At 56.7% G+C, this 23,131-nt stretch carries 19 protein-coding genes and 3 tRNA genes; 4 read left to right on the top strand and 18 right to left on the bottom strand.

Annotation, left to right across the window (positions count from 1 at the left end):
• Positions 1–3: 3 nt before the first annotated feature.
• Positions 4–1,626, bottom strand: a complete 1,623-nt coding sequence (locus tag GNG29_RS02330) for an isovaleryl-CoA dehydrogenase (protein ID WP_156653769.1) — start codon at positions 1,624–1,626, stop codon at positions 4–6.
• A 182-nt stretch (positions 1,627–1,808) separates the two neighbouring features.
• On the opposite strand from GNG29_RS02330, the gene GNG29_RS02325 reads away from it, so the two are divergent.
• Entirely contained in the window at positions 1,809–3,098 is a 1,290-nt protein-coding gene (locus tag GNG29_RS02325) for an MFS transporter (protein ID WP_103177972.1), read from the top strand.
• 87 nt (positions 3,099–3,185) lie between these two features.
• On the opposite strand, the gene rlmB is transcribed toward GNG29_RS02325, so the two are convergent.
• The 4 genes from rlmB to GNG29_RS02305 form a co-directional block, all read right to left on the bottom strand.
• On the bottom strand, positions 3,186–3,917 hold the full coding sequence (gene rlmB, locus GNG29_RS02320; protein WP_039028446.1) for a 23S rRNA (guanosine(2251)-2'-O)-methyltransferase RlmB: 732 nt from the start codon (positions 3,915–3,917) through the stop codon (positions 3,186–3,188).
• Between the two features lie 64 nt (positions 3,918–3,981).
• Entirely contained in the window at positions 3,982–6,423 is a 2,442-nt protein-coding gene (gene rnr, locus GNG29_RS02315; protein ID WP_156653768.1) for a ribonuclease R, read from the bottom strand.
• Between the two features lie 38 nt (positions 6,424–6,461).
• Positions 6,462–6,887 carry a nitric oxide-sensing transcriptional repressor NsrR gene (gene nsrR / locus GNG29_RS02310; protein WP_032616184.1) on the bottom strand — a complete coding sequence of 142 codons (426 nt, stop codon included), beginning with the start codon at positions 6,885–6,887 and terminating at the stop codon, positions 6,462–6,464.
• A 201-nt stretch (positions 6,888–7,088) separates the two neighbouring features.
• Positions 7,089–8,387 (bottom strand): adenylosuccinate synthase, encoded by a 1,299-nt coding sequence (locus tag GNG29_RS02305; RefSeq protein ID WP_039028486.1) that lies wholly within the window; start codon positions 8,385–8,387, stop codon positions 7,089–7,091.
• Between the two features lie 360 nt (positions 8,388–8,747).
• Here GNG29_RS02305 and GNG29_RS02300 point away from each other — a divergent pair, with 360 nt between their 5' ends.
• The gene (locus GNG29_RS02300; protein ID WP_103177970.1) at positions 8,748–9,038 is read left to right on the top strand and encodes a hypothetical protein; all 291 of its coding nucleotides are present in this window, start codon (positions 8,748–8,750) and stop codon (positions 9,036–9,038) included.
• Positions 9,039–9,079: 41 nt separating this feature from the next.
• Here GNG29_RS02300 and hflC read toward each other — a convergent pair whose 3' ends face one another.
• The 9 genes from hflC to nnr form a co-directional block, all read right to left on the bottom strand.
• Positions 9,080–10,081, bottom strand: coding sequence for a protease modulator HflC (hflC, locus tag GNG29_RS02295; protein ID WP_103177969.1), 1,002 nt, complete (start codon positions 10,079–10,081; stop codon positions 9,080–9,082).
• A gap of 2 nt (positions 10,082–10,083) precedes the next feature.
• Entirely contained in the window at positions 10,084–11,340 is a 1,257-nt protein-coding gene (hflK, locus tag GNG29_RS02290; RefSeq protein ID WP_103177968.1) for an FtsH protease activity modulator HflK, read from the bottom strand.
• Between the two features lie 116 nt (positions 11,341–11,456).
• Positions 11,457–12,737, bottom strand: a complete 1,281-nt coding sequence (gene hflX, locus GNG29_RS02285; protein ID WP_103177967.1) for a ribosome rescue GTPase HflX — start codon at positions 12,735–12,737, stop codon at positions 11,457–11,459.
• A 77-nt stretch (positions 12,738–12,814) separates the two neighbouring features.
• A complete protein-coding gene (gene hfq / locus GNG29_RS02280) occupies positions 12,815–13,123 on the bottom strand; it encodes an RNA chaperone Hfq (protein WP_032616179.1) in 309 nt (102 codons plus the stop codon).
• A gap of 85 nt (positions 13,124–13,208) precedes the next feature.
• Positions 13,209–14,159 carry a tRNA (adenosine(37)-N6)-dimethylallyltransferase MiaA gene (gene miaA, locus GNG29_RS02275; protein WP_103177966.1) on the bottom strand — a complete coding sequence of 317 codons (951 nt, stop codon included), beginning with the start codon at positions 14,157–14,159 and terminating at the stop codon, positions 13,209–13,211.
• On the bottom strand, positions 14,152–15,999 hold the full coding sequence (gene mutL / locus GNG29_RS02270) for a DNA mismatch repair endonuclease MutL (protein ID WP_103177965.1): 1,848 nt from the start codon (positions 15,997–15,999) through the stop codon (positions 14,152–14,154). Before mutL ends, miaA begins: the two co-directional genes overlap by 8 nt.
• Before the next feature lie 9 nt (positions 16,000–16,008).
• Positions 16,009–17,343, bottom strand: coding sequence for an N-acetylmuramoyl-L-alanine amidase AmiB (gene amiB / locus GNG29_RS02265; protein ID WP_156653767.1), 1,335 nt, complete (start codon positions 17,341–17,343; stop codon positions 16,009–16,011).
• Positions 17,344–17,359: 16 nt separating this feature from the next.
• Entirely contained in the window at positions 17,360–17,821 is a 462-nt protein-coding gene (tsaE, locus tag GNG29_RS02260; RefSeq protein ID WP_103177963.1) for a tRNA (adenosine(37)-N6)-threonylcarbamoyltransferase complex ATPase subunit type 1 TsaE, read from the bottom strand.
• A complete protein-coding gene (gene nnr, locus GNG29_RS02255) occupies positions 17,814–19,340 on the bottom strand; it encodes a bifunctional ADP-dependent NAD(P)H-hydrate dehydratase/NAD(P)H-hydrate epimerase (protein ID WP_103177962.1) in 1,527 nt (508 codons plus the stop codon). Before nnr ends, tsaE begins: the two co-directional genes overlap by 8 nt.
• Between nnr and queG the strand changes: the two genes are divergently transcribed.
• Positions 19,339–20,478 (top strand): tRNA epoxyqueuosine(34) reductase QueG, encoded by a 1,140-nt coding sequence (gene queG, locus GNG29_RS02250; RefSeq protein WP_103177961.1) that lies wholly within the window; start codon positions 19,339–19,341, stop codon positions 20,476–20,478. The genes nnr and queG overlap by 2 nt on opposite strands.
• 270 nt (positions 20,479–20,748) lie before the next feature.
• Here the strand turns inward: queG and GNG29_RS02245 are convergent.
• The 4 genes from GNG29_RS02245 to orn all read right to left on the bottom strand — a co-directional run bounded on the left by GNG29_RS02245 (position 20,749) and on the right by orn (position 21,893).
• Positions 20,749–20,824, bottom strand: a tRNA-Gly gene (locus GNG29_RS02245).
• Between the two features lie 32 nt (positions 20,825–20,856).
• A tRNA-Gly gene (locus tag GNG29_RS02240) sits at positions 20,857–20,932 on the bottom strand.
• A 151-nt stretch (positions 20,933–21,083) separates the two neighbouring features.
• Positions 21,084–21,159: transfer RNA gene (locus GNG29_RS02235), tRNA-Gly, on the bottom strand.
• 188 nt (positions 21,160–21,347) lie between these two features.
• A complete protein-coding gene (orn, locus tag GNG29_RS02230) occupies positions 21,348–21,893 on the bottom strand; it encodes an oligoribonuclease (RefSeq protein ID WP_039028434.1) in 546 nt (181 codons plus the stop codon).
• A 107-nt stretch (positions 21,894–22,000) separates the two neighbouring features.
• On the opposite strand from orn, the gene rsgA reads away from it, so the two are divergent.
• Positions 22,001–23,053, top strand: coding sequence for a small ribosomal subunit biogenesis GTPase RsgA (gene rsgA / locus GNG29_RS02225; RefSeq protein WP_168191995.1), 1,053 nt, complete (start codon positions 22,001–22,003; stop codon positions 23,051–23,053).
• Positions 23,054–23,131 lie beyond the last annotated feature (78 nt).

Here is a 23,131-nt window from a genome sequence, read left to right as displayed (position 1 = left end):
GGATCAGGCCACGCCGCCCGTGGCGCGCAGCAGCAGGTTGTCCTGCACCTGCTCGCTGAGCAACGATCGGCCACGGGCGTCGAGCATCTCACGGCACCAGGCCTGCACCAGCGGCGGAGAAGCGTGGCGCAGCATCTGCGCCCCCGCGCCCAGCAGGTAAATCTGCCGGGCGATCTCCCTGCCCTGCGCCTCCTGCGGTTTACGCAGTTTTTGCTGGAGCTGGCGCCAGCTGCGATCGAAATGACGATCCTGACCTTTAACCTCGGCAAAATCCGCCGCAAGCAGATCGACTACGCCAGGCTGCTTCGCCAGCACCCGCAGCACGTCCAGCCCCATGATATTGCCCGAGCCTTCCCAGATGCTGTTAACCGGCATCTCACGGTACAGGCGCGGCAGCTCGCTCTCTTCGCAATAGCCAATGCCGCCAAGAATCTCCATCGCTTCGGCGACGAAGGGTATCCCCGCTTTGCAGATCGCCAGTTTCGCGGCCGGAGTAAACAGCCTCGCCCACAGGGCTTCGTGTTCATTGTCCCGGCGATCCCAGGCCCGCGCGAGGCGGAACAAGAGCGCCGTCTGCCCCTCCAGCTGGAGCGCCATGCGGCTTAACACATCGCGCATCAGCGGCTGGTCGATCAGGTTTTTGCCAAAAGTCTGCCGCTGGTGGGCATGGTACAACGCCACCGAGAAGGCCCGGCGCATCAGGCCGTGGCTGCCGAGCGCGCAGTCGAAACGGGTGAGGCCGCCCATCTTCAGGATCTGGCGCACCCCTTCCCCCTCTTCGCCCAGCAGCCAGCCGGTGGCATCGAGGAACTCGGCTTCGCTGCTGGCGTTCGAGCGGTTACCCAGCTTCTCTTTCAGGCGCTCCAGATGCACGGCATTGCGCAGACCGTCGGGCAGAAAACGGGGGACGAAGAAGCACGACAGGCCGCCTTTGGCCTGCGCCAGCACCAGGTGGGCATCGCTTTGCGGCACCGAGAAAAACCACTTATGCCCCACCAGCCGATAACTCCCGTCGCCGCAGCGTTCTGCCCGGGTGGTGTTGCTGAGAACATCCGATCCGCCCTGCTTTTCCGTCATTCCCATCCCGATAAGCAGGCCGCGCTTCTGGTTACCCGGCGCCAGATGCGAGTCATACCGGTCGCTCAGTAACGGCGCCAGCCAGTCGTGAAACGCGCGCGGTAGCGCCTGCTGCAAAAGCGGCGTAGCGGCGTGGGTCATGGTGATGGGGCAAAGCGTGCCGGCCTCAACCTGCGCATGGAGGATAAAACGTGCCGCCCGGGCCACGAAGGCCCCTTTTCGCGCCTCCTCCTCCCACGCCAGGTTATGTACCCGGTTGGCACAAAGCCCCTGCATCAGCAGGTGCCAGGCGGGATGGAAGCGCACATCATCCAGCCGGGTTCCGCTGGCATCATAGCGCAGCAGTTCAGGGGGATTGGCGTTGGCCAGGCGGCCAAGCTCCAGGGATTCTGCCGTACCCAGCTGTTGACCGATGCTGGCGAGCAGCCCGGCATCCCAGTCGGCACCTTCACGATTGACCGCTTCACACAGCGCGCGATCGGAAAGAAACAGGTTGCTGTTGGTGAGTGGCGCAGGCTGATTAAAAACAGTGTGCGTCTGCCAGTGCATAACGTATCCCTCCTTCTATGGCAATGGAATAAGTATGGACAAACCGGGCAGGCGCTGCACAGCAGCGGGCGCACAATATCGCCACGCTCAAGCGTGAATCTGGTCACACAATGAACGAATAATAAATTTCTTATCGTTTGTTATGGTGAATAATTTATTCTTACCCTCATGGAGAGATGACGATGCAAACCACTCAACGGGCGCCGGATGCCCATAAACGCGCTTTAATTGCTGGCTCAATTGGTAATTTCATCGAATGGTACGAATTTGCGGTGTACGGCTTTCTCGCCACCGTGATCGCGAAGAACTTCTTTCAGCTCAGCGGTGAGGCGGGACTGACCAGCCTGATCCTCACCTACGCCTCTTTCGCCATCGCCTTCTTCTTTCGTCCGCTGGGGGCCATCATATTTGGCCGGATTGGCGATCGCATCGGCCGCAAACCCACACTGATTATCGTGCTGGTGATGATGACCCTGGCAACCGCGGCAATCGGCATCGTGCCGGTCTATGCCAGCATCGGCATTGCCGCCCCGCTCATCATCACCGGCCTGCGGATCCTGCAGGGGCTTTTCGCCGGGGGAGAGTATGGCGGCGCGGTGTCGCTGATGACCGAGTTCGCCCCGCGCGGTAAACGCGGGCTCTACGGCGCATGGCAGTCCTTTACCGTAGCGCTGGGCCTGCTGGCCGGCGCGGGCATCGTGGCGCTGCTCTCCGCGCTGCTGACGCCAGACGCCCTGCACGACTGGGGCTGGCGCATTCCCTTCTTTATCGCCCTGCCGCTGGGGGCGGTGGCCCTGTGGCTGCGGGTGAGCATGGAAGAGACGCCCAGCTTCGTGAAGCAACAAACCAAACCGGTGGCCGTGAAGGCGCGCACCAGCGACACGCTGAAAGCCATCGGGATGGGAATTGGCCGGGTGATGGTGTGGTCTGCCGCCGGCTATACCTATCTGGTGATCATGCCCGCCTACCTGCAATCGGCTCTGCATACGGGCTTTAACCAGGCGCTGCTGATTGCGGTCATCTCCAATATCGGTTTTGCGCTGACCATTATCCCATCGGGGATCCTCAGCGACCGCATCGGACGCCGCACAGTGATGGTTATCGCCGCCGCGCTGCTGCTGATCCTTGCCCTGCCGCTGCTGAAAATTTTGCAGGCGGAGTCCAGCACCCTGGCGGTGAAAGCGATAGTGGTGCTGATTGCCGGTGGCCTGGTGGGGATGCTGGCAGGGCCAGGTCCGGCCATGCTGTCAGAGATGTTCCCGACAAGGGTGCGCTATACCGGACTGGGGCTGGCCTATTCGCTGTCGAACGCCATCTTCTCGGGCTGTGCGGGGCTAATCATTACCGGGCTGATAAAAGAGACGGGGAACCTGGATATTCCGGCCTATTACGTGATGGTCACGGCGGTGGTGAGTATTGTGGCGCTGATGACGCTTAAGAAGGATGACCATTTGCGGTCGCTGGAGGAGTGATAGTGCCGGGTGGCGGCTTCGCCTTACCCGGCCTACAACAGCACGGATCGTGGGCCCGGTAAGCGCAACGCAACCGGGCACAACAGACTACCCGCGCTGGCGTACCGCTTCGAACAGGCAGATGCCGGTTGCTACGGAAACGTTCAGGGACGAGACGCTGCCCGCCATCGGAATGCTGATCAGTTCGTCGCAATGCTCCCGCGTCAGACGGCGCATGCCTTCACCTTCCGCCCCCATCACCAGCGCCAGACGACCGGTCATTTTGCTCTGGAACAGGGTATGGTCTGCCTCACCCGCAGTACCAACGATCCAGATATTCTCTTCCTGCAACTGACGCATGGTGCGCGCCAGGTTGGTCACGCGGATCAACGGTACGTTCTCCGCCGCGCCGCAGGCCACTTTTTTGGCCGTCGCGTTGAGCTGCGCGGAGCGATCTTTTGGCACGATCACCGCATGGACGCCCGCCGCATCGGCGCTACGCAGGCAGGCACCGAGGTTATGCGGATCGGTCACGCCGTCGAGGATCAGGAAGAACGGGTTATCCAGCGCGGCGATCAGATCCGGCAGATCGTTCTCCTGATACTGGCGGCCCGGCTTCACGCGGGCGATGATGCCCTGGTGTACTGCCCCTTCGCTTTTCTCATCCAGGTACTGACGGTTCGCCAGCTGGATCACCACGCCCTGCGCTTCCAGGGCATGGATCAGCGGCATCAGGCGTTTATCTTCACGCCCTTTCAGAATAAAGACTTCCTGAAAACGCTCCGGTGCGCGCTCCAGCAGGGCCTGCACCGCGTGGATGCCGTAAATCATTTCACTCATTGATGGTTCTCATTAATTACTGTTCACCTCTCCCTGCCGGGAGAGGATCAAGGTCAGGGGAGAATTACTCCGCCACTTTTTTCTTTGCCGCGCGCTTCGCTTTGGTCGCCGCAGCTATTTTTTGGGTTTTGGCCGACGGTTTTTTGGCGGCTCTGGCTTCTTTCTTCGCGGCCTTCGGCTTTTGTTTTTTCTCACCACGGAAGGCGCTGTCCGGCTCGAAGTTTACCCGCTTACCGGCCTGACGGCGTTTGCCGCTGGTTTTTCCGGCGGCCCCTCTCTTCGCATTATCCCGCGCGGTTTTACCTACGTTACGTGGCGCGCGTTCGCTGGAGATCAGGCTGAAATCAATCTTACGCTCGTCCATGTTGACGGCTTCGACCTTCACTTCCACGCGATCGCCCAGACGGTAGGTCTGGCCGCTGGACTCGCCGGTCAGGCGCTGCCCAACCTGATCGTAACGGTAGTAGTCGTTATCCAGGGATGAGACATGCACCAGACCATCGATAAAGAGTTCATCAAGGCGTACAAAGAAGCCAAAACCGGTGACGCTGGCAATCACGCCCTTAAAGATGTTCCCGACCTGATCCAGCATAAAGTCACACTTCAGCCAGTCCGCCACGTCGCGCGTCGCTTCATCAGCGCGGCGTTCGGTCATGGAACAGTGTTGGCCCAGCTGCAGGACCTCTTCCATGGAGTAGTGATAACCCCCGGTTTCGGTCGTGTTGCCTTTGTGGCCCTGCTCATGTGCCAGCAGATACTTAATGGCACGGTGCAGTGACAGATCCGGATAACGGCGGATCGGCGAGGTAAAGTGCGCATAAGACTGCAACGCCAGACCAAAGTGGCCGCGGTTCTCAGGATCGTAAATTGCCTGCTTCATGGAACGCAGCAGCATGGTTTGCAGCATTTCCGCGTCAGGGCGATCGCTAATCGATTCCAGCAGCTCGGCGTAATCGCGCGGCTCCGGCTTGTTGCCCCCCGGCAGCTCAAGACCCAGCTCCGCCAGTACGGTACGGAAAGAGGTAATAGCTTCGGTGGTCGGTTTATCGTGGATACGGAACAGCGCAGGCTCTTTGGCTTTCTCAACGAAGCGTGCCGCGGAGATGTTCGCCAGGATCATGCACTCTTCAATCAGCTTGTGGGCATCGTTACGCTGGGTCTGTTCGATACGCTCAATGCGACGCTCAGCGTTAAAGATGAACTTCGCCTCTTCACTCTCAAATGAGATCCCGCCGCGCTCTTCACGCGCCTGCTCCAGCACTTTATAGAGGTTATGCAGCTCTTCGATGTGCTTCACCAGCGGAGCGTACTGTTCACGCAGATCCCGATCCCCCTGCAGCATATGCCACACTTTGGTATAGGTCAGGCGCGCATGTGAACTCATCACCGCTTCATAGAATTTGTAGCCGGTTAAACGCCCCTTGCTGGAGATGGTCATTTCACAAACCATGCAGAGACGGTCAACCTGCGGGTTAAGCGAGCACAGGCCGTTGGAGAGCACTTCCGGCAGCATCGGTACCACCTGGGACGGGAAGTAGACCGAGGTGCCGCGGTTACGCGCTTCGCCATCCAGTGGGGTGCCAGTACGAACGTAATAGCTCACATCGGCAATCGCTACCCACAGACGCCAGCCGCCGCCGCGTTTTTTCTCACAGTAGACGGCGTCATCAAAGTCACGGGCGTCTTCGCCATCAATGGTGACCAGCGGCAGGCTGCGCAGATCCACGCGGCCCGCTTTTGCCGACTCCGGTACCTGCTCTTTCAGCCCTTCAACCTGCTCTTCAACGGCTTTTGGCCAGACGTGGGGGATTTCATGGGTGCGCAGTGCCATATCCACGGCCATGCCGGTGCCCATATTATCGCCCAGCACTTCCACAATCTTACCGACCGCTTTGGTACGACGGGTTGGACGCTGAGTCAGCTCAACCACCACCACAAAGCCCATCCGCGCGCCCATCACCTCCTCAGGCGGAATGAGGATGTCAAAGCTCAGGCGGCTATCATCCGGCACCACAAAACCCACGCCGGCATCCGTGAAGTAGCGGCCTACGATCTGGCTGGTTTTTGGCACCAGCACACGCACAACGCGCGCTTCACGACGCCCTTTGCGGTCTGCACCCAGCGGCTGGGCCAGGATCTGGTCGCCGTGAATGCACATTTTCATCTGTTCAGATGAGAGGTAGAGGTCGTCCTTGCGGCCTTCAACGCGCAGGAAGCCGTAACCATCACGGTGGCCAATTACCATGCCTTTCAGCAGATCGAGACGCTCCGGCAGGGCATAGCATTGACGGCGGGTAAAGACGAGTTGTCCGTCGCGCTCCATTGCGCGAAGGCGGCGGCGAAGGGCTTCAATTTGCTCTTCGCCTTCAATGTTCAGTTCAGCGGCAAGTTCTTCACGGTTGGCAGGTTTTTCACGTTTTGTGAGGTGTTCAATGATGAACTCGCGGCTGGGGATAGGGTTCGCGTATTTTTCGGCTTCGCGTTCCTGGAAAGGATCTTGTGACATAGCGGTTCCTCCGTTGTCATCTCCGGTGGACGTTTTCTTCATTCCACCAGCAATAATTTATATAGCGGTTGATTCTCTTCAACCAAATCGGCCAGCGTGTAGTTATCCAGTTCCATGAGAAAACTTTGCACAGCCTTTGAAAGCGCCTGTTTCAGCCGACAGGCGGGGGTAATGTGGCAGAACGCACTGCTGCAGTTCACCAGAGACAATGGCTCCAGTTCGCGCACCACATCACCAACACGAATACTCTGTGCCGGTTTACCGAGGCGGATGCCGCCATTTTTCCCGCGGACGGCAGCAACATATCCGGCTCGGCTAAGTTGATTGATTATTTTGACCATATGATTACGGGACACACCGTAGACCTCTGTCACCTCAGAGATACTGGTCATCTGTCCAGCGGGTAACGACGCCATGTAAATCAGCGCACGCAATCCGTAATCGGTGAAACTTGTTAACTGCACATCAACCTCAGGAAAAGGGTAAAACGCGGTATATCCGCAGAGATATTCATTAATGATGATAAACCAGCCAGATAGTCAACGGCGAATTTATTTAAACTGAAAGGGGGAAAGGAGAACGAAAAAGCCGGATGCGCATCGCTTTCCGGCCTGTGATGGGTGTTGTAGGCCCGGCAAGCGTAGCGCCGCCGGGCGAAACCCTCATTATGCGTCGAACGGGTCGCGCAGGATCATGGTTTCAGAACGATCCGGGCCGGTAGAGATGATATCAATCGGCACGCCGGTCAGCTCTTCAATACGCTGGATGTAATCCAGCGCTGCCTGCGGCAGACCGCTACGCTCTTTCACGCCAAAGGTGGTTTCAGACCAGCCTGGCATGGTTTCGTAGATCGGCTCAATGCCCTGCCAGTCGTCAGCGGCCAGTGGAGTGGTGGTCACTTCACGGCCATCCGGCATACGGTAGGCAACACAGATTTTCACCTCTTTCAGACCATCCAGGACGTCCAGCTTGGTCAGGCAGAAGCCAGACAGGGAGTTGATCTGCACCGCACGGCGCACAGCAACCGCATCCAGCCAGCCGGTACGACGACGACGACCGGTGGTCGCGCCAAACTCGTTACCTTGCTTGCACAGGAACTCGCCGGTTTCATCAAACAGTTCGGTCGGGAACGGACCCGCACCCACGCGAGTGGAGTAAGCTTTGATGATGCCCAGAACGTAATCCACATAACGCGGACCCAGGCCAGAGCCGGTTGCCACGCCACCTGCGGTGGTGTTGGAGGAGGTTACGTATGGATAGGTACCGTGGTCGATATCCAGCAGCGTACCCTGCGCACCTTCGAACATGACGAAATCGCCACGCTTGCGCGCCTGGTCCAGCAGATCGGATACATCAACAACCATACCGGTCAGGATGTCAGCGATCGCCATGACGTCATCCAGCACTTTCTGGTAGTCAACGGCGTCAACTTTGTAGAAGTTCACCAGCTGGAAGTTGTGATATTCCATCACCTCTTTCAGTTTTTCAGCAAAGGTGGCTTTATCGAACAGATCGCCAACACGCAGACCGCGACGGGCGACTTTATCTTCGTAAGCCGGGCCGATACCACGGCCGGTGGTACCGATCGCTTTCGCGCCGCGTGCTTTTTCACGCGCCAGATCCAGCGCAACGTGGTAGTCGAGGATCAGCGGACAGGCTTCAGAGAGCAGCAGACGCTCGCGAACCGGGATGCCACGGTCTTCCAGACCTTTCATCTCTTTCATCAGCGCAGCAGGAGACAGCACAACACCGTTACCGATGATGCTGGTCACATTGTCACGAAGAATGCCTGATGGAATAAGATGGAGGACGGTTTTTTCACCGTTGATTACGAGAGTATGGCCTGCGTTGTGACCACCCTGATAACGTACAACAAACTTAGCACGTTCAGTCAGAAGATCGACGATCTTCCCTTTACCTTCGTCACCCCATTGGGTGCCCAGTACGACGACGTTGTTACCCATTTTTCAAAATCACCGATTGCTTAAAAATGGATTCTACCATCGGTTTTGATGATGTTCAGCTTTTTTTGTATACAAATTTCGGCGAAACGGACTGCTTTATGCGCAGTTAAACGATTACCTCAATATGTTGTGGAGCGAGACGAATCACATCACTAATCATGGCGAAGCACCTGGCAAATTGATGTGAGTTTTTTAACAAAGGCCTTTTATCGGGTTACCGGCGGAGCGGTTATATGATTCCGTATGTGAAGTTAAAAATTCATAAATTCTGGCCTTGCCGCTTATTTTAAAAATTGTCACCCTTTGCCCGCATCTCAAATATGAGTTGTTGTTGTAATTACACTAATTAGGATGATGAAAATGAAAGAATTGACTCTTTTAGAAATTGAAGCTGTAAGCGGCGCGGGCTGGTTGCAGGATGGCATCGCTTCGCTGGGTGGCAAGATCGGTAACTTTGCCTGGACCACCGCAGGCGATCTGCTGAGCGTGGATGTTCCCCTGATCGGTAACATTAACCTTGGGCAAATTGCTCCCACTCTGGGCGAAAAATTAGGTCAATCGGTGGGTTCGACTGTCGGCTATACCATTGAGTCTACGCTGGGATCGCTGCCTGTTATCGGCGGGCTGTTTAGCAAGCTGCTGGGTAATTAAGATAAAAAAATGGCGCCTTATGGCGCCATTTTTAACGCTGCTTATCGTGGTGTCGTAGGCGAGCGCATATAGCGGAAGAAATCGCTATCCGGGCTGAGAACCATAACGTCCTGATTGCTCTGGAAGCTGCTCTCGTAGGCACGCAGGCTACGGATAAAGGCATAGAAGTCTGGATCCTGGCTGAAGGCATCCGCAAACAGCTTCGCCGCTTCGGCATCGCCTTCACCGCGCAGGATACGGCCCTGACGCTCCGCTTCTGCCAGGGTTTTGGTCACTTCATAGTCTGCGGTTGCACGCAGCTTTTCAGCCTCTTCCTGACCCTGTGAACGATGACGACGGGCTACCGCTTCACGCTCGGCACGCATACGGTTGTAGATCGCCTCAGAGACTTCCGTTGGCAGGTTGATCTGCTTGATACGCACGTCAACCACTTCGATACCCAATGCCGCCATACTGTTCGGGTTGATAACCGCCACTTTACCGTTGGTTTCAGCCTGAACGCGTTCAGCCGCTTTGGCGATGGCATCGTCAGCCGCTGGGGTTGTCACTTCATCTTCCGTGCCGGCAGAACCGGAGTTCAGCGCATCGCGTACTTCAGAGGTCAGACGACCGCGGGAGTCGGTTACGATGTCCCGGACATCCAGACGACCAATCTCAGAACGCAGACGGTCAGAGAACTTACGTTTCAGCAGCACTTCGGCCTGAGAGACGTCGCCGCCGCCGGTTGCCAGGAAGTAACGGCTGAAGTCGCTGATACGCCACTTGATATAGGAGTCAACGATCAGGTCTTTTTTCTCTTTAGTCACGAAACGGTCGGCCTGGTTATCCATCGTCTGGATACGCGCATCAAGCGTTTTCACAGACTGAATAAACGGCACTTTGAAGTGCAGGCCTGGCTCATAAATGACCGGACGCTTGTCGCCGTCACGCACGACGCTGCTGAACTGGAATTTAATCCCACGCTCGCCCTCTTTAACCACAAAAATTGAGGTGTAAAGCACAACCAGCACGATAATAATGATCGCAATTACTGACTTACGCATCGTTATTCCCCCTGACGCTGGTAGTCGTTACGCTGCGCGTTGGCGCGGCGTTGGTCCATGATGTCACCATCGCTTGAAGAAGAGCGGGTGTTTGCGCTGGCGTTTCCGGAAGACGCAGGTGGCAGACGCAGCAGGTTGTTGGCACCGCTGTTGTCATTTTTTGTCGCCGGCGCGTTACCGCCTTTCAGCATCTGATCCAGCGGCAGAACCATCAGGTTGCCACCTTTGCTGTCATTGACCAGCACCTTACGGGTATGGCTCAGCACTTTCTCCATGGTTTCGATATAGAGACGCTCACGGGTAATTTCCGGCGCGGCTTTATATTCCGGCAGGATTTTCGCAAAGCGAGCCACCTCACCCTGGGCTTCCAGCACGGTCTGGGTCTTATAGGCTCGCGCCTCTTCCAGAATACGCTGTGCCTGACCGTTCGCACGCGGCTGAACTTCGTTGGTGTAGGCTTCAGCCTCACGGATGTACTGCTGTTCGTTTTCACGGGCAGCAATCGCATCGTCAAACGCCGCTTTGACCTCTTCCGGCGGACGAGCAGCCTGGAAGTTGACGTCCAGCAGGGTGATACCCATGTTATACGGACGAATGGTCTCTTCCAGCTCACGCTGGGTATCGCTACGAATAACGGTACGACCTTCGGTCAGAATGCGGTCCATGGTGTATTTACCGATCACGCCACGCAGGGCGCTGTCGGTCGCCTGACGCAGGCTGTCATCAGCGCTGGTCACGCTAAAGAGGTAACGTTCAGGATCGGTCACGCGATACTGCACGTTCATCTCAACGCGCACCACGTTTTCGTCTGACGTCAGCATCACGCCGGATGCCGCCAGTTCGCGTACCGATTCAACGTTCACCGCCGTGACGTCATCGATAAAGGTCGGCTTCCAGTTCAGGCCTGGCTCAACCAGATGGCTGAATTTGCCAAAACGGGTGACAACACCGCGCTCGGCTTCTTTGATTGTGTAGAACCCGCTGGCAGCCCAGATAATCACCGCCGCTGCGGCAACAATGCCCACCACACGACCGCCCATATGAGGACGCGGCCCCTGGCCAGTACCGCCGCCAGTGCCTTTACCACCGCCGAGTCCGCCCAGCTTTTTGCTCAGCTTGCGGAAGATATCATCCAGATCGGGTGGCCCCTGCTCGCGACCACCTTTGTTGCCATTTCCCCCGGAGTTGCCGCCTTGATTATTGCTGCTCCCCCACGGGTCGCGGTCTTGTCCGTTATTACCGGGCTGATTCCACGCCATGTATGTGCTCCATATTTGTTATGCGGTGATATACCCTCAAACGCCTGGCATGCCGGAGCATTCGCAGCGGTTCGGGTATCCCAAAGGGCAAAATCCTTCAGGCATCTCCTTTCCGGTCAGACGACGTAGTCGACCAGCGCAGGTTCTTGTTTACAGAGGCGACGCCAGTCGACGATTGGCATACGCACCTGCAACCCCACGCTGCCGTCATCCTCCATCCACTCTTTTTCTATCGCCTGAAGCTGATAAAAACGGCTGCGCAGTCGGCCTTCCTCGGGTGGCAGACGCAGCGTGTGCTGAGCCACTTCACCGGAAAGACGTTCTGTTAAAGCCTGGAAAAGCAGTGGTACACCGACACCGGTCTGCGCAGAAAGCCAGACCCGAATCGGTATGTTCTCTTCATCCCTGTCGATACGCGGTTCGAAATTGTCCAGCATATCGATCTTGTTCATCACCAGCAGCGTCGGGATCTCGTGGGCATCAATCTCTTCCAGCACGATATTCACTGCATCAATATTTTCCTGAACGCGTACATCCGCAGCGTCGATAACGTGCAACAGCAACGTCGCCTGACGGGTCTCCTGCAGGGTGGCTTTAAACGCGGCCACCAGATCGTGCGGCAGATGACGGATAAACCCAACGGTATCCGCCAGCACGGTTTCTCCGACATCCGTCACATCAATGCGGCGCAGCGTCGGATCCAGGGTCGCAAACAGCTGGTCTGCGGCGTAAACCTGGGCCTCAGTAATCTGGTTAAACAGGGTGGATTTACCGGCGTTGGTATAACCGACCAGCGACACCGTCGGGATGTCTGCTTTCTGTCGGGAGCGGCGCCCCTGCTCACGTTGCTTCTCAACTTTTTCCAGCCGAGAGAGGATCTGGGTAATACGGCCACGCAGCAAGCGACGGTCGGTTTCGAGCTGGGTTTCACCCGGGCCGCGCAAACCAATCCCGCCCTTTTGTCGTTCAAGGTGTGTCCAGCCACGCACCAGGCGCGTCGCCAGATGGCGCAACTGCGCCAGCTCAACCTGCAATTTCCCTTCATGGGTACGTGCACGTTGGGCAAAAATGTCTAAAATCAAACCCGTCCGATCGATAACACGACATTCGCACAGACGTTCCAGGTTGCGTTCCTGGGCCGGTGTCAGGGCGTGATCAAACAGCACGACCGATGCGCCAGTCGCTTTTACGGCATCCGCAATCTCTACTGCTTTACCTTCACCAACAAAAAACTTTGGGTGCGGCGCTTTACGGCTACCGGTAATCACCTGCATTGCTTCGACACCGGCGGAAGAGACCAGAGATTCAAACTCCTGGAGATCTTCCATATCTTTGTCTTGCGAAAAATAGATGTGTACCAGCACCGCCTGCTCACCGGCATCGTAACGGTCAAACAAGCGTAAACCTCTCAAAAAAGATCAGCGGGGAACGCAGAAAACCTGGCTCCCCGATATGGAAATAACAGCCAGTAACCTTATTCGGTCTCTTCGCTGTCCTGCGCAGGCGCAGAAGAACCCTGCGCGTTGCTGCCATGATGGTAGTTACTGGAACCGCCGCCAGCGTTATTGCTGTGATGAGATACCGGGCGAGACGGAACAACAGTAGAAATCGCGTGCTTATAAACCATCTGGCTGACCGTGTTTTTCAACAGGATCACGAACTGATCGAAAGATTCAATCTGACCTTGCAGCTTAATACCATTCACCAAATAAATAGAAACTGGAACACGTTCCCGACGCAGTGCGTTCAAGAACGGATCTTGTAAAGATTGCCCCTTAGCCATTCTATCTTTTCCTTATATGCTTGTTTTGTACTTAGAACCTTGCGATTCTGAAAAATTGCGCACGATACGGCTTAATTGTACACATTCAGTCTGCGATATCACCAACAACCTGTAATACATCGTGTAACGCCTGTTGCGGTTTTTCACTGTCTAACCAGTGAACTCCCTCCCAACCGCGCAACCAGGTAATCTGGCGCTTCGCTAACTGTCTCGTGGCGCAAATACCTCGATAAACCATTTCATCATGCGAAATCTCACCTTCAATGTATGACCACATCTGGCGATAACCCACACAACGAATGGAAGGCATATCCGTATGCAAATCTCCACGGGCAAATAGCGCCCGCACTTCTGCTTCAAAATCTGAAGCCAACATCTGATGAAAACGCTGCTCAATTCGCTGATGGAGCAGTTCACGGCTCGCCGGGGCGATGGCGAACTGATGCACCTGATACGGCAGAGCCTCTCCTGACGTTTGCGTCAGTTCCGTTAAAGTTTTACCCGAAATGAAAAAAACTTCCAGTGCCCGGGAAAGCCTTTGCGGATCATTTGGATGAATACGTGCTGCCGCAACCGGATCAATTTCTGCCAGCTGCGCATGCAGTGCGCCCCATCCCTGCTCTGCTGCCTGATGCTCAATCTTTGCTCTAATGGCCGGGTCTGCCGAAGGTAACGGCGACAACCCTTCCAGTAACGCTTTGAAATAGAGCATTGTTCCGCCCACCAGCAGCGGGATACGCCCTGCTGCTGTGATCTCAGCCATATGCGCCAGCGCATCGCGACGAAAATCAGCCGCCGAATAAGCCTGCGCCGGGTCAAGGATGTCCAGCAATCGGTGCGGCGCCGCGCGCAACTCGTCTGCGTTAGGCTTTGCCGTACCAATATCCATCCCCTGATAAATAAGGGCGGAATCAACGCTAATCAACTCTACTGGCAAAACTTTACGTAACTCAATGGCTAACGCGGTTTTACCCGAGGCCGTTGGCCCCATCAAAAATATCGCCTTAGGCAGGCGGGTATTGCTTACATCACTCATTTTTCAGGGCGGCCTTAGCCGTTTGTAAATCAACAGGTTGTAATAAACCACCCGGCGGAGCCTTCACCAGCTGCGGGCAGAGGCGTTCAACCTCCGCCAGCACGGTGATAGCCTGCGCCATACTCCACGCTGGGTGATCGCTGGCCAGCTGGCGGGCGATCCACTGTGCAGTATTGGCGGCATCAAACGTTGTCTGCTGCGCCAGGTAGCCTATCAGTTCAGGAATCAAGTTTTGTAAATTTTGTTGGCGTAAGGGTAAAGGCACGGCACGAAGCGTCACATGATGCGATTCGAGCACCATTTCGATACCCATTTCAGCAAGGGCAGCCTGATGACGCTGCACCACCTGCGTCTCCTGCGGCGAGATTTTAATCCGCACCGGGATCAACAGCGGCTGGGCGCAGGCCTGATGGGGACCGGGCGCCAGCTGCGCCTGTTTCAGCCAGCGTTCGGCGACCGGCAGGGATAACAGCGCCAGATGACCGTCCTGCTCAAGCAGCGCGGCATCGGGTGCTATGATGGTCAGCACCCGACCAAAACTCTGGTTATGGCCCATCAGGGCAGGTGCTGTGGGAGCAGCCTCAGCCGTTTTTTGTGCCGGAGCCGGGGTGTCCAGCAAGGTGCGATACACCGCGCCTGCCTGCTTCTGGTAGCCTGGCTGGGCATGTGGATAATTCGCCCCGGACGCCCGGGAAGCTGATCCGCCAGACGAGAAACGCGGTGCGGCAGGTTCCCGCGCCACAGCGGGCTCAGCGAACTGGTTTCTACCCGCCGCGATGCGGTTCTCCGGGATTTGACGCGGCGCAGGCACCTCTTCGCTCAACGGCAGGCTCGGTTCGGCCTGCTGCTGCAATACGCTCAGCACCCCCTGGTAGATGAAGTCATGCACCAGCCGGGACTGGTGAAAACGCACCTCATGTTTCGCCGGATGGACATTGACATCCACCTGGTGCGGGTCGATCTCCAGATAGAGCACAAAAGCGGGCTGCTCACCGGCACCGAGTTTATCCTCGCACGCCTGGCGGATCGCATGGTTGATAAGACGGTCACGCATCATGCGTCCGTTCACGTAGCAATACTGGATCTCTGCAAAAGCCGCGCTGCTCGCTTTCGGATCGGCCACCCAACCACGCAGGGTCAGATCGCCATGCTGCCACTCAATGGCCAGCGCCTTTTCCAAAAACGGCGTACCGCAGATGGCACCCAACCGGCGCTCTTTCTGCCCGCCCTGCGCCACGGCGCGATACTGGCGCATCATCTTGCCGTTATGGCTCAGATTGATGGTGACATCGAAGCGCGCCAGGGCGATGCGGCGAATAATCTCGTCGATATGGCCAAATTCGGTTTTCTCGGTGCGCATAAACTTGCGCCGCGCGGGGGTGTTGTAGAAGAGATCCAGCACCTCCAGCGTCGTTCCCACCGGATGCGCGGCAGGTTTGACCGTCACGTCCATATCCCGGCCTTCGGCATAAGCCTGCCAGGCCTCCGGCTGTTCCGCCGTGCGGGAGGTGAGCGTTAAGCGGGAGACGGAGCTGATACTGGCCAGCGCTTCGCCGCGGAAACCGAGGCTGATAATGGCTTCGAGATCGTCGAGGGAGGCGATTTTGCTGGTTGCGTGACGAGCCAGCGCCAGCGCCAGCTCCTCTTTTTTGATGCCGCAGCCGTTATCACGGATCCGGATGAGCTTCGCTCCGCCGCGTTCGATATCGATATCAATGCGGGTGGCGCCCGCATCAAGGCTGTTTTCCACCAGCTCTTTCACTACCGACGCAGGTCGTTCTACCACCTCACCGGCGGCGATTTGGTTCGCAAGCTGCGGCGGCAGAACCTGAATCGGCATGATAGCTCCTTAATTGGTCGAGGTTGACTCGCCCGGTAACATGGCGCTGGCGGTCTGCCCCGCGCCACCCTGTGGGGCAGACTGGAGCGGATGCGCATCAAAGTACTTACGCAGGCCTTTATAAATCGCTTCGGCAATCTGCTGCTGGTAGCTGTCACTGGCCAGCAGGCGCTCTTCACCGTTATTACTGATGAAGCCCGTCTCCACGAGAATGGACGGAATATCCGGCGAACGCAGCACGCCGAGGCTGGCATGTTCCGGGCGGCGCTTATGCAGGGAACCGACACTTTGCAGCTGATTCAGGACGTTAGTCGCTACATCATACCCGACACGCTGGGAATGGCCGAACTGTAAATCCAGTACCGCCTGGCTCAGGTAGGGATCCGACTGGCTGTTCGCCAGCACGTCGCCCGCCCCGCCTAACAGCTCGGATTGCTTTTCATGTTCCTCAAGCCAGTTTGCCATTTCGCTGTTGGCGCGACGGTTGGAAAGTACCCATACGGACGCCCCCGTCGCGTTGCGGTTGGGAGCTGCATCGGCATGCACTGAGACCAGGAAATTGGCATTCTGCTGACGCGCCACGTCAGAACGGCCCATGACCGAGATAAAATAGTCACCGTCACGGGTTAACACGCCTTTAAACATCGGGTCGTCGTTCAGCAAGGTCCGCAGCTTACGGGCAATGGCGATGGTCACGTTTTTCTCACGCGTTCCCCCCGGCCCGATGGCGCCAGGATCATCGCCACCGTGTCCAGCATCGATGGCGATAATAACTTTATCGCCGCTTGCCGGGCGCGCCTGCACCGCGGGACGGGTCACCGTGTTGCTACTGGTGACGCTGGTAATACGATCGCTGCCGGATTTAAACGGATTTCGTGCGGGCTCCGAAGGGCGCGGTGCAACGACAGGCTCTTCCACCCGCTTGACCACGACCGGTGGCGGCGGAGGCGGCGGTGGTGCATCGGCGTTGATGGTAAAGACCACCATATAGTTCGCCCCGTTTTGTTGCTTCACCGCCCGGGTCTTGCCGTTTTGCGTTAAATCCACCACCAGACGCAGGGATTGCGCATCTTTTGGCGTACCGGAACGAATGCTGCGCACCAGGTTGTTGCCGCTGAACTGTAACGGCAGCCCCTTGATAACGCCGGTCTGTTTAATATCCAGCGCGACGCTGCGCCTATCGTCCTGCGAAAACGCATACTCAGGATCGCCCATAAAGCTGAAGGTGATCCGGGCCTGAGTGTCTCCGTTGGAAACCTGAATATCGGACAAGGTTGCCGCCCCGGCCTGTGCGCAAAACAGCACCGTTGCAGCTATCAGCCAACTTTTAACGCGATTAATCATCCCGTTATCTCTTAACTTAACCGGCTAAACGCGCCAGTATCGAATTTCCTGATGCGGAGAGAGCAGTCACGCGGGCTTCACGCCCTTGCGCCTGATACTCCAGGTGAATTTCAACATCGGGTTCAGGTAAAACACCGGTCCCCTGCTGCGGCCACTCGACCAGGCAAATGGCATCGTTGGCAAAGTAGTCACGGATCCCCATAAATTCCAGCTCTTCAGGATCGGCAAGGCGATAGAGATCGAAGTGGTAGACCATCAGGTTTTCCAGGGTGTAGGGCTCGACCAGCGTGTAGGTCGGGCTTTTCACATTACCCTGATGTCCCAGCGCCTGTAAGAAGCCCCGGCTAAAGGTGGTCTTACCCGCGCCAAGGTCGCCATACAGATAGATGACTGTTGCGCCCTCGCAGGCCTGCGCCACGCGCTGGCCGAGATCTAAAGTTGCTTGTTCGTCGGGTAAAGGGATCACGCGATTAATCATTTTCTACGTCAGTTATTTTCGGGTTAACGACACGCCTTAGCGTGTCAAAAAGATCGGTTGCCAGCATGCCGCGCGTGCCATAGTGGTCAGCCAGCCGATCGGCAGCTGCACCATGCGCGACGCAGCCTGCGCAGGCGGCATCATAAAGCGCCAGTTTCTGTCCAAGCAACGCGCCAATAATACCGGAAAGCACGTCGCCCATGCCGCCGCTCGCCATTCCGGCATTGCCGACATCCACGATGCCTGTCTCTCCGCTCTCGCTGGCGACGACGGTACCGGCGCCTTTCAACACCACAACACCACCGTAACGTTTTACCAGACGCTGGGCAGAATGTAAGCGATCGCTTTCAATTTCTGCAACGCTACAGTTAAGCAGCCGCGCGGCCTCGCCGGGGTGCGGCGTCAGGATGCGATTGTGACGTTTATCCGGATTGATTGCCAGAAGGTTCAGCGCGTCAGCGTCCCATAGCATCGCATGGCGAAAGTTTTCGACCTTGCGTAGTGCCTCCTTCCCCCACGGCTCCTGACCGAGACCGGGGCCAATCACCACCACATCGGCCCATTGCAGACTGTCATCCAGCGCCTTCGGCGTCAGTTCATGCACCATCAGTTCAGGCCGGGCGGTAACGATCGGGGCAATATTTTCGCGGCGGGTCAGGACGCGCACCAGCCCAGCCCCCGTGCGCAGTGCCGCTTCGCCGGTCATGCGAATAGCGCCCGCTGTGCCATGGTCGCCGCCGATAATCACCAGCCGGCCATGATCGCCCTTATGGGAAGTTGGACGGCGTGGCGGCAACCACTGCGCCAGATGCGAGGCATCAAAGCGGGTGATGGCGGTCTCCTGCCCGGCGAGCCAGCCCTCCAGCCCAAGCGCGTGATGATGCAACGTGCCCACCACATCGCGCGCTTTACCGGTCAACAGGCCCGGTTTAAGGGCAATAAACGTCACCGTATGGTCGGCATTTATGACCGCGCCTGGCGTGGTGCCCGTCTGAGCAACCAGCCCGGAGGGAATATCCAGCGCAACGATGGGGGCCGCATGCTGGTTAGCGTGGGCGATCAATCCGGCGACCTCGTCGCGAGGCGCGCTGCGCAAACCTGTTCCCAGAAGGCCGTCAACGATGAGGTCGATGCCTTCCGGCCAGGGGGTATCCGCAGCGTGGATAATCCCTGCCGCATCCAGCCAGGCTTGCCGCGCGTCTGTGGCCTCTTCCGGAAGCGGTTTGTCGCTCTCTGTCGCCAGCAGCGTAACGGTAATGCCTGCGGCAATCGCCAGCCGGGCGACAACATAGCCATCACCGCCGTTATTGCCATGACCGCACAGGATGAGCCAGTGGCGGGATTGCGGGTAAGCGGTACGGGCAACGGTGAACGCTGCCTCACCCGCACGCCGCATCAGTTCATAAAGGGTAATGCCCAGACTGTCTGCCGCCTCTTTTTCGGCGCGCCGCAGGTCGTCCGCGGGCCAGACAGAGTGTGGTATACTTGCGGGGTTTTTCTTCACAGTATGGTCCGTCATGTCACAGCCCCTCGATCTCAATCAGTTAGCGCAAAACATTAAACAGTGGGGCGCTGAGCTTGGTTTTCAACACGTGGGTATCACCGATACCGATCTCTCTGCCAGCGAGCCCAAACTGCAGGCATGGCTGGATAATCAATACCACGGCGAGATGGAGTGGATGGCGCGTCACGGCATGATGCGCGCCCGCCCGCATGAACTGTTGCCGGGAACCCTGCGCGTGATCAGCGTGCGTATGAACTACCTTCCCACCGGAGCCGCTTTTGCCAGTACGCTGAAGAACCCCTCTCTGGGGTATGTCAGCCGTTATGCCCTGGGGCGTGACTATCATAAACTGTTGCGTAACCGGCTCAAAAAGCTTGGGGAAATGATTCAGGAGCAGTGCGCCACGCTGAATTTTAGACCTTTTGTCGATTCTGCGCCTGTTCTTGAGCGCCCGCTGGCGGAAAAAGCCGGGCTCGGCTGGACAGGTAAGCACTCACTTATCCTCAGCCGCGACGCCGGGTCGTTCTTCTTCCTCGGAGAACTGCTGATTGATCTTCCCCTGCCGGTGGATAAGCCGGTCGAAGAAGGCTGTGGCCGCTGTGTGGCCTGTATGACCATCTGCCCTACCGGTGCCATTGTCGAGCCTTATACCGTCGATGCCCGCCGCTGCATCTCCTACCTGACCATTGAACTGGAAGGGGCGATCCCGGAAGAGTTTCGGCCGTTAATCGGCAATCGCATTTACGGCTGCGATGATTGTCAGCTGATCTGCCCGTGGAACCGTTATTCACAGCTAACGGAAGAGGACGACTTCAGCCCGCGCAAGGCGTTACACGCGCCGCCGCTGACAGAGCTGTTTGCCTGGAGCGAAGCCTGGTTCTTGAAAGTGACGGAAGGATCGGCGATTCGCCGTATTGGTCACCTGCGCTGGTTGCGTAATATCGCCGTTGCGCTGGGAAATGCCCCCTGGGATGAAGCCAATCTCCGGGCGCTGGAAAGTCGCCGAGGTGAGCACCCACTTCTCGATGAACACATAGAGTGGGCGGTTGCGCAGCAAATCGCCAAACGAAATGCCTGCGTGGTTGAGGTGCAATCTCCGCAGAAACTCAGGCTGGTAAGGGTCGTCGAAAAAGGGCTTCCGAGAGATGCATGATGTTTCCACAGCCTGTGAATAAAAATTAAAAGGAAGAGAGAGTCTGGTTCTGGCTATTGGTCAAGTGATCGAGCTAACATTTTGAAATGAAATTTTCTTCATAAATTTCAATACATTAAAGCGTTACTATTCATCAGGCGAAGTTTCTGAATATTCGGTAAAAAGAGATTAACCTGTGGATAAGTCTGTTAAGAAGAGTTTGTCAGAAATGAAACAAGTCGTCCCCGGCGGGGCTTTCCGCGGTGGATATCTGGAGGAGGAGAAAAAATTTGGAGCGGGAAACGAGACTCGAACTCGCGACCCCGACCTTGGCAAGGTCGTGCTCTACCAACTGAGCTATTCCCGCTTGGGTGGTGTTACTTCTTTGCGAACAAATTTTGGAGCGGGAAACGAGACTCGAACTCGCGACCCCGACCTTGGCAAGGTCGTGCTCTACCAACTGAGCTATTCCCGCTTAATCTTCGTCTTTCAAGCCGCCACTGCGTTGGCTGCCTTCACTCACCTTAGTCACTTACTTTAGTAAGCTTCTAAGGATTCGTTCAGTTGCCGCCTTGTTGCAACCTGAAATCCTGCGATTGGTGGTCTTACTTCTCAGCAAACAGATTTGGAGCGGGAAACGAGACTCGAACTCGCGACCCCGACCTTGGCAAGGTCGTGCTCTACCAACTGAGCTATTCCCGCAAAATCTGTGCTGTCGTAACGATGAATTCTCTGTCGTTACGGGAGGCGCATTATACGAGAAATCCTTTCTGCTGCAACCCCCCAAAAGCGTTTTTTTATAAATTTAGTTCAAGTGCTGCAATATTCGTCACATTGTGCAGATTTAAAGCGTTATACCCCGGCAGGCGCACGCCTGCCGGAAAGATCGCTTATAAATTAATAAAATGTTCGCGGTAGTAGGCCAGCTCCGCCACCGACTCACGGATATCATCCATGGCCTGGTGGGTGCCCTGCTTCTTAAAGCCGTCGAGAATTTCCGGCTTCCAGCGACGCGCCAGCTCTTTCAGGGTGCTGACGTCCAGGTAACGGTAGTGGAAATACGCTTCGAGCTCCGGCATGTACTTAAACAGGAAGCGGCGATCCTGGCCGATGCTGTTGCCACAAATCGGTGATTTTCCCTGCGGTACCCACTGCTTCAGAAATTCGATTGTCGCCAGCTCGGCTTCGCGGTCGCCCTGGGTGCTGGCTTTCACGCGATCCACCAGCCCGCTGCCGGTGTGGGTGCGCACGTTCCAGTCATCCATCAGCGCCAGCTGTTCGTCGGACTGGTGCACGGCAATGGTCGGCCCTTCCGCCAGGATATTCAGGTTCGCGTCAGTGACCAGCGTGGCGATCTCAATAATGCGATCGCGCTCAGGATCGAGCCCGGTCATCTCCAGATCGATCCAAATCAGATTGTTTTCATCTGCACTCATGTTATTTTCCACCCTTCTCGCATAACCGGCCGTGGCAGGTTAACTACTATTAATTAGTGTGTATCATAGAGGTTTTGCCCAATATGGGCGACCAGGAGCCAGCACGATTGAGTAAAAATAAACTCTCCAAAGGGCAGCAGCGCCGCGTTAAAGCCAACCATCAGCGCCGCCTTAAAACCACTTCAGAGAAGGTCGACTACGACGACAACCTGTTTGGCGAGCCCGCGGAAGGCATCGTGATTAGCCGCTTCGGTATGCATGCTGATGTAGAGTCTGCCGACGGCGACGTTCACCGCTGCAATATTCGTCGCACCATCCGCTCGCTGGTAACCGGTGACCGCGTGGTATGGCGCCCCGGTAAAGCCGCTGCTGAAGGCGTGACGGTGAAAGGTATCGTCGAAGCCGTGCACGAGCGCTCGTCGGTATTAACCCGCCCCGACTTTTATGACGGCGTAAAACCGATTGCCGCCAATATCGATCAGATTGTCATTGTCTCGGCCATTCTGCCCGAACTGTCGCTGAACATTATCGACCGTTATCTCGTCGCGTGTGAAACCCTGCAGGTTGAGCCGCTGATCGTCCTGAATAAGATTGATCTGCTCGACGCCGAAGGCACCGCATTTGTTAACGAGCAGATGGATATCTATCGCAAGATTGGCTATCGCGTACTGATGGTCTCAAGCCGCACTCAGGATGGCCTGAAGCCGCTTGAAGAGGCGTTGACCGACCGCATCAGCATTTTTGCGGGCCAGTCCGGGGTGGGCAAATCCAGCCTGCTGAATAATCTGCTTGGCTTGCCGCAGGAGATCCTGACTAACGATGTCTCCGACACCTCGGGTCTTGGCCAGCACACGACTACCGCTTCACGCCTCTATCACTTCCCGCACGGCGGCGATGTGATCGACTCCCCTGGGGTACGTGAATTTGGTCTTTGGCATCTTGAACCGGAACAAATCTTTAACGGTTTTGTCGAATTCCACGACTACTTAGGCGCGTGCAAATATCGCGACTGTAAGCATGACAACGACCCGGGCTGCGCCATTCGTGAAGCGGTCGAAAACGGTGAAATTGCGGAAACCCGTTTTGAAAACTACCACCGCATTCTCGAAAGCATGGCTCAGGTAAAAACACGTAAAAGCTTTTCTGAATCTGATGACTGACAACTAAGCTAAGCGTCGCTAAAATCGTCCCCTTTTTTCAGGTTCCGGCTGTTTAACAGCCGGCTCAGGAACGACAAA

Origin of the sequence: Leclercia sp. Colony189 (assembly GCF_009740165.1) — a bacterium.
GTDB lineage: Bacteria > Pseudomonadota > Gammaproteobacteria > Enterobacterales > Enterobacteriaceae > Enterobacter.
The sequence above is the reverse complement of the archived record's forward strand: the minus strand, read 5'-3'. Positions and strand labels throughout refer to the sequence as shown.

Excerpts from the sequence above, each read along its gene's own strand:
- GNG29_RS02330 (WP_156653769.1), bottom strand. The coding sequence starts at position 1,626 with ATGCACTGGCAGACGCACACTGTTTTTAATCAGCCTGCGCCACTCACC.
- GNG29_RS02325 (WP_103177972.1), top strand. The coding sequence starts at position 1,809 with ATGCAAACCACTCAACGGGCGCCGGATGCCCATAAACGCGCTTTAATT.
- rlmB (WP_039028446.1), bottom strand. The coding sequence starts at position 3,917 with ATGAGTGAAATGATTTACGGCATCCACGCGGTGCAGGCCCTGCTGGAG.
- rnr (WP_156653768.1), bottom strand. The coding sequence starts at position 6,423 with ATGTCACAAGATCCTTTCCAGGAACGCGAAGCCGAAAAATACGCGAAC.
- GNG29_RS02305 (WP_039028486.1), bottom strand. The coding sequence starts at position 8,387 with ATGGGTAACAACGTCGTCGTACTGGGCACCCAATGGGGTGACGAAGGT.
- GNG29_RS02300 (WP_103177970.1), top strand. The coding sequence starts at position 8,748 with ATGAAAGAATTGACTCTTTTAGAAATTGAAGCTGTAAGCGGCGCGGGC.
- hflC (WP_103177969.1), bottom strand. The coding sequence starts at position 10,081 with ATGCGTAAGTCAGTAATTGCGATCATTATTATCGTGCTGGTTGTGCTT.
- hflK (WP_103177968.1), bottom strand. The coding sequence starts at position 11,340 with ATGGCGTGGAATCAGCCCGGTAATAACGGACAAGACCGCGACCCGTGG.
- hfq (WP_032616179.1), bottom strand. The coding sequence starts at position 13,123 with ATGGCTAAGGGGCAATCTTTACAAGATCCGTTCTTGAACGCACTGCGT.
- miaA (WP_103177966.1), bottom strand. The coding sequence starts at position 14,159 with ATGAGTGATGTAAGCAATACCCGCCTGCCTAAGGCGATATTTTTGATG.
- mutL (WP_103177965.1), bottom strand. The coding sequence starts at position 15,999 with ATGCCGATTCAGGTTCTGCCGCCGCAGCTTGCGAACCAAATCGCCGCC.
- amiB (WP_156653767.1), bottom strand. The coding sequence starts at position 17,343 with ATGATTAATCGCGTTAAAAGTTGGCTGATAGCTGCAACGGTGCTGTTT.
- tsaE (WP_103177963.1), bottom strand. The coding sequence starts at position 17,821 with ATGATTAATCGCGTGATCCCTTTACCCGACGAACAAGCAACTTTAGAT.
- queG (WP_103177961.1), top strand. The coding sequence starts at position 19,339 with ATGTCACAGCCCCTCGATCTCAATCAGTTAGCGCAAAACATTAAACAG.
- nnr (WP_103177962.1), bottom strand. The coding sequence starts at position 19,340 with ATGACGGACCATACTGTGAAGAAAAACCCCGCAAGTATACCACACTCT.
- orn (WP_039028434.1), bottom strand. The coding sequence starts at position 21,893 with ATGAGTGCAGATGAAAACAATCTGATTTGGATCGATCTGGAGATGACC.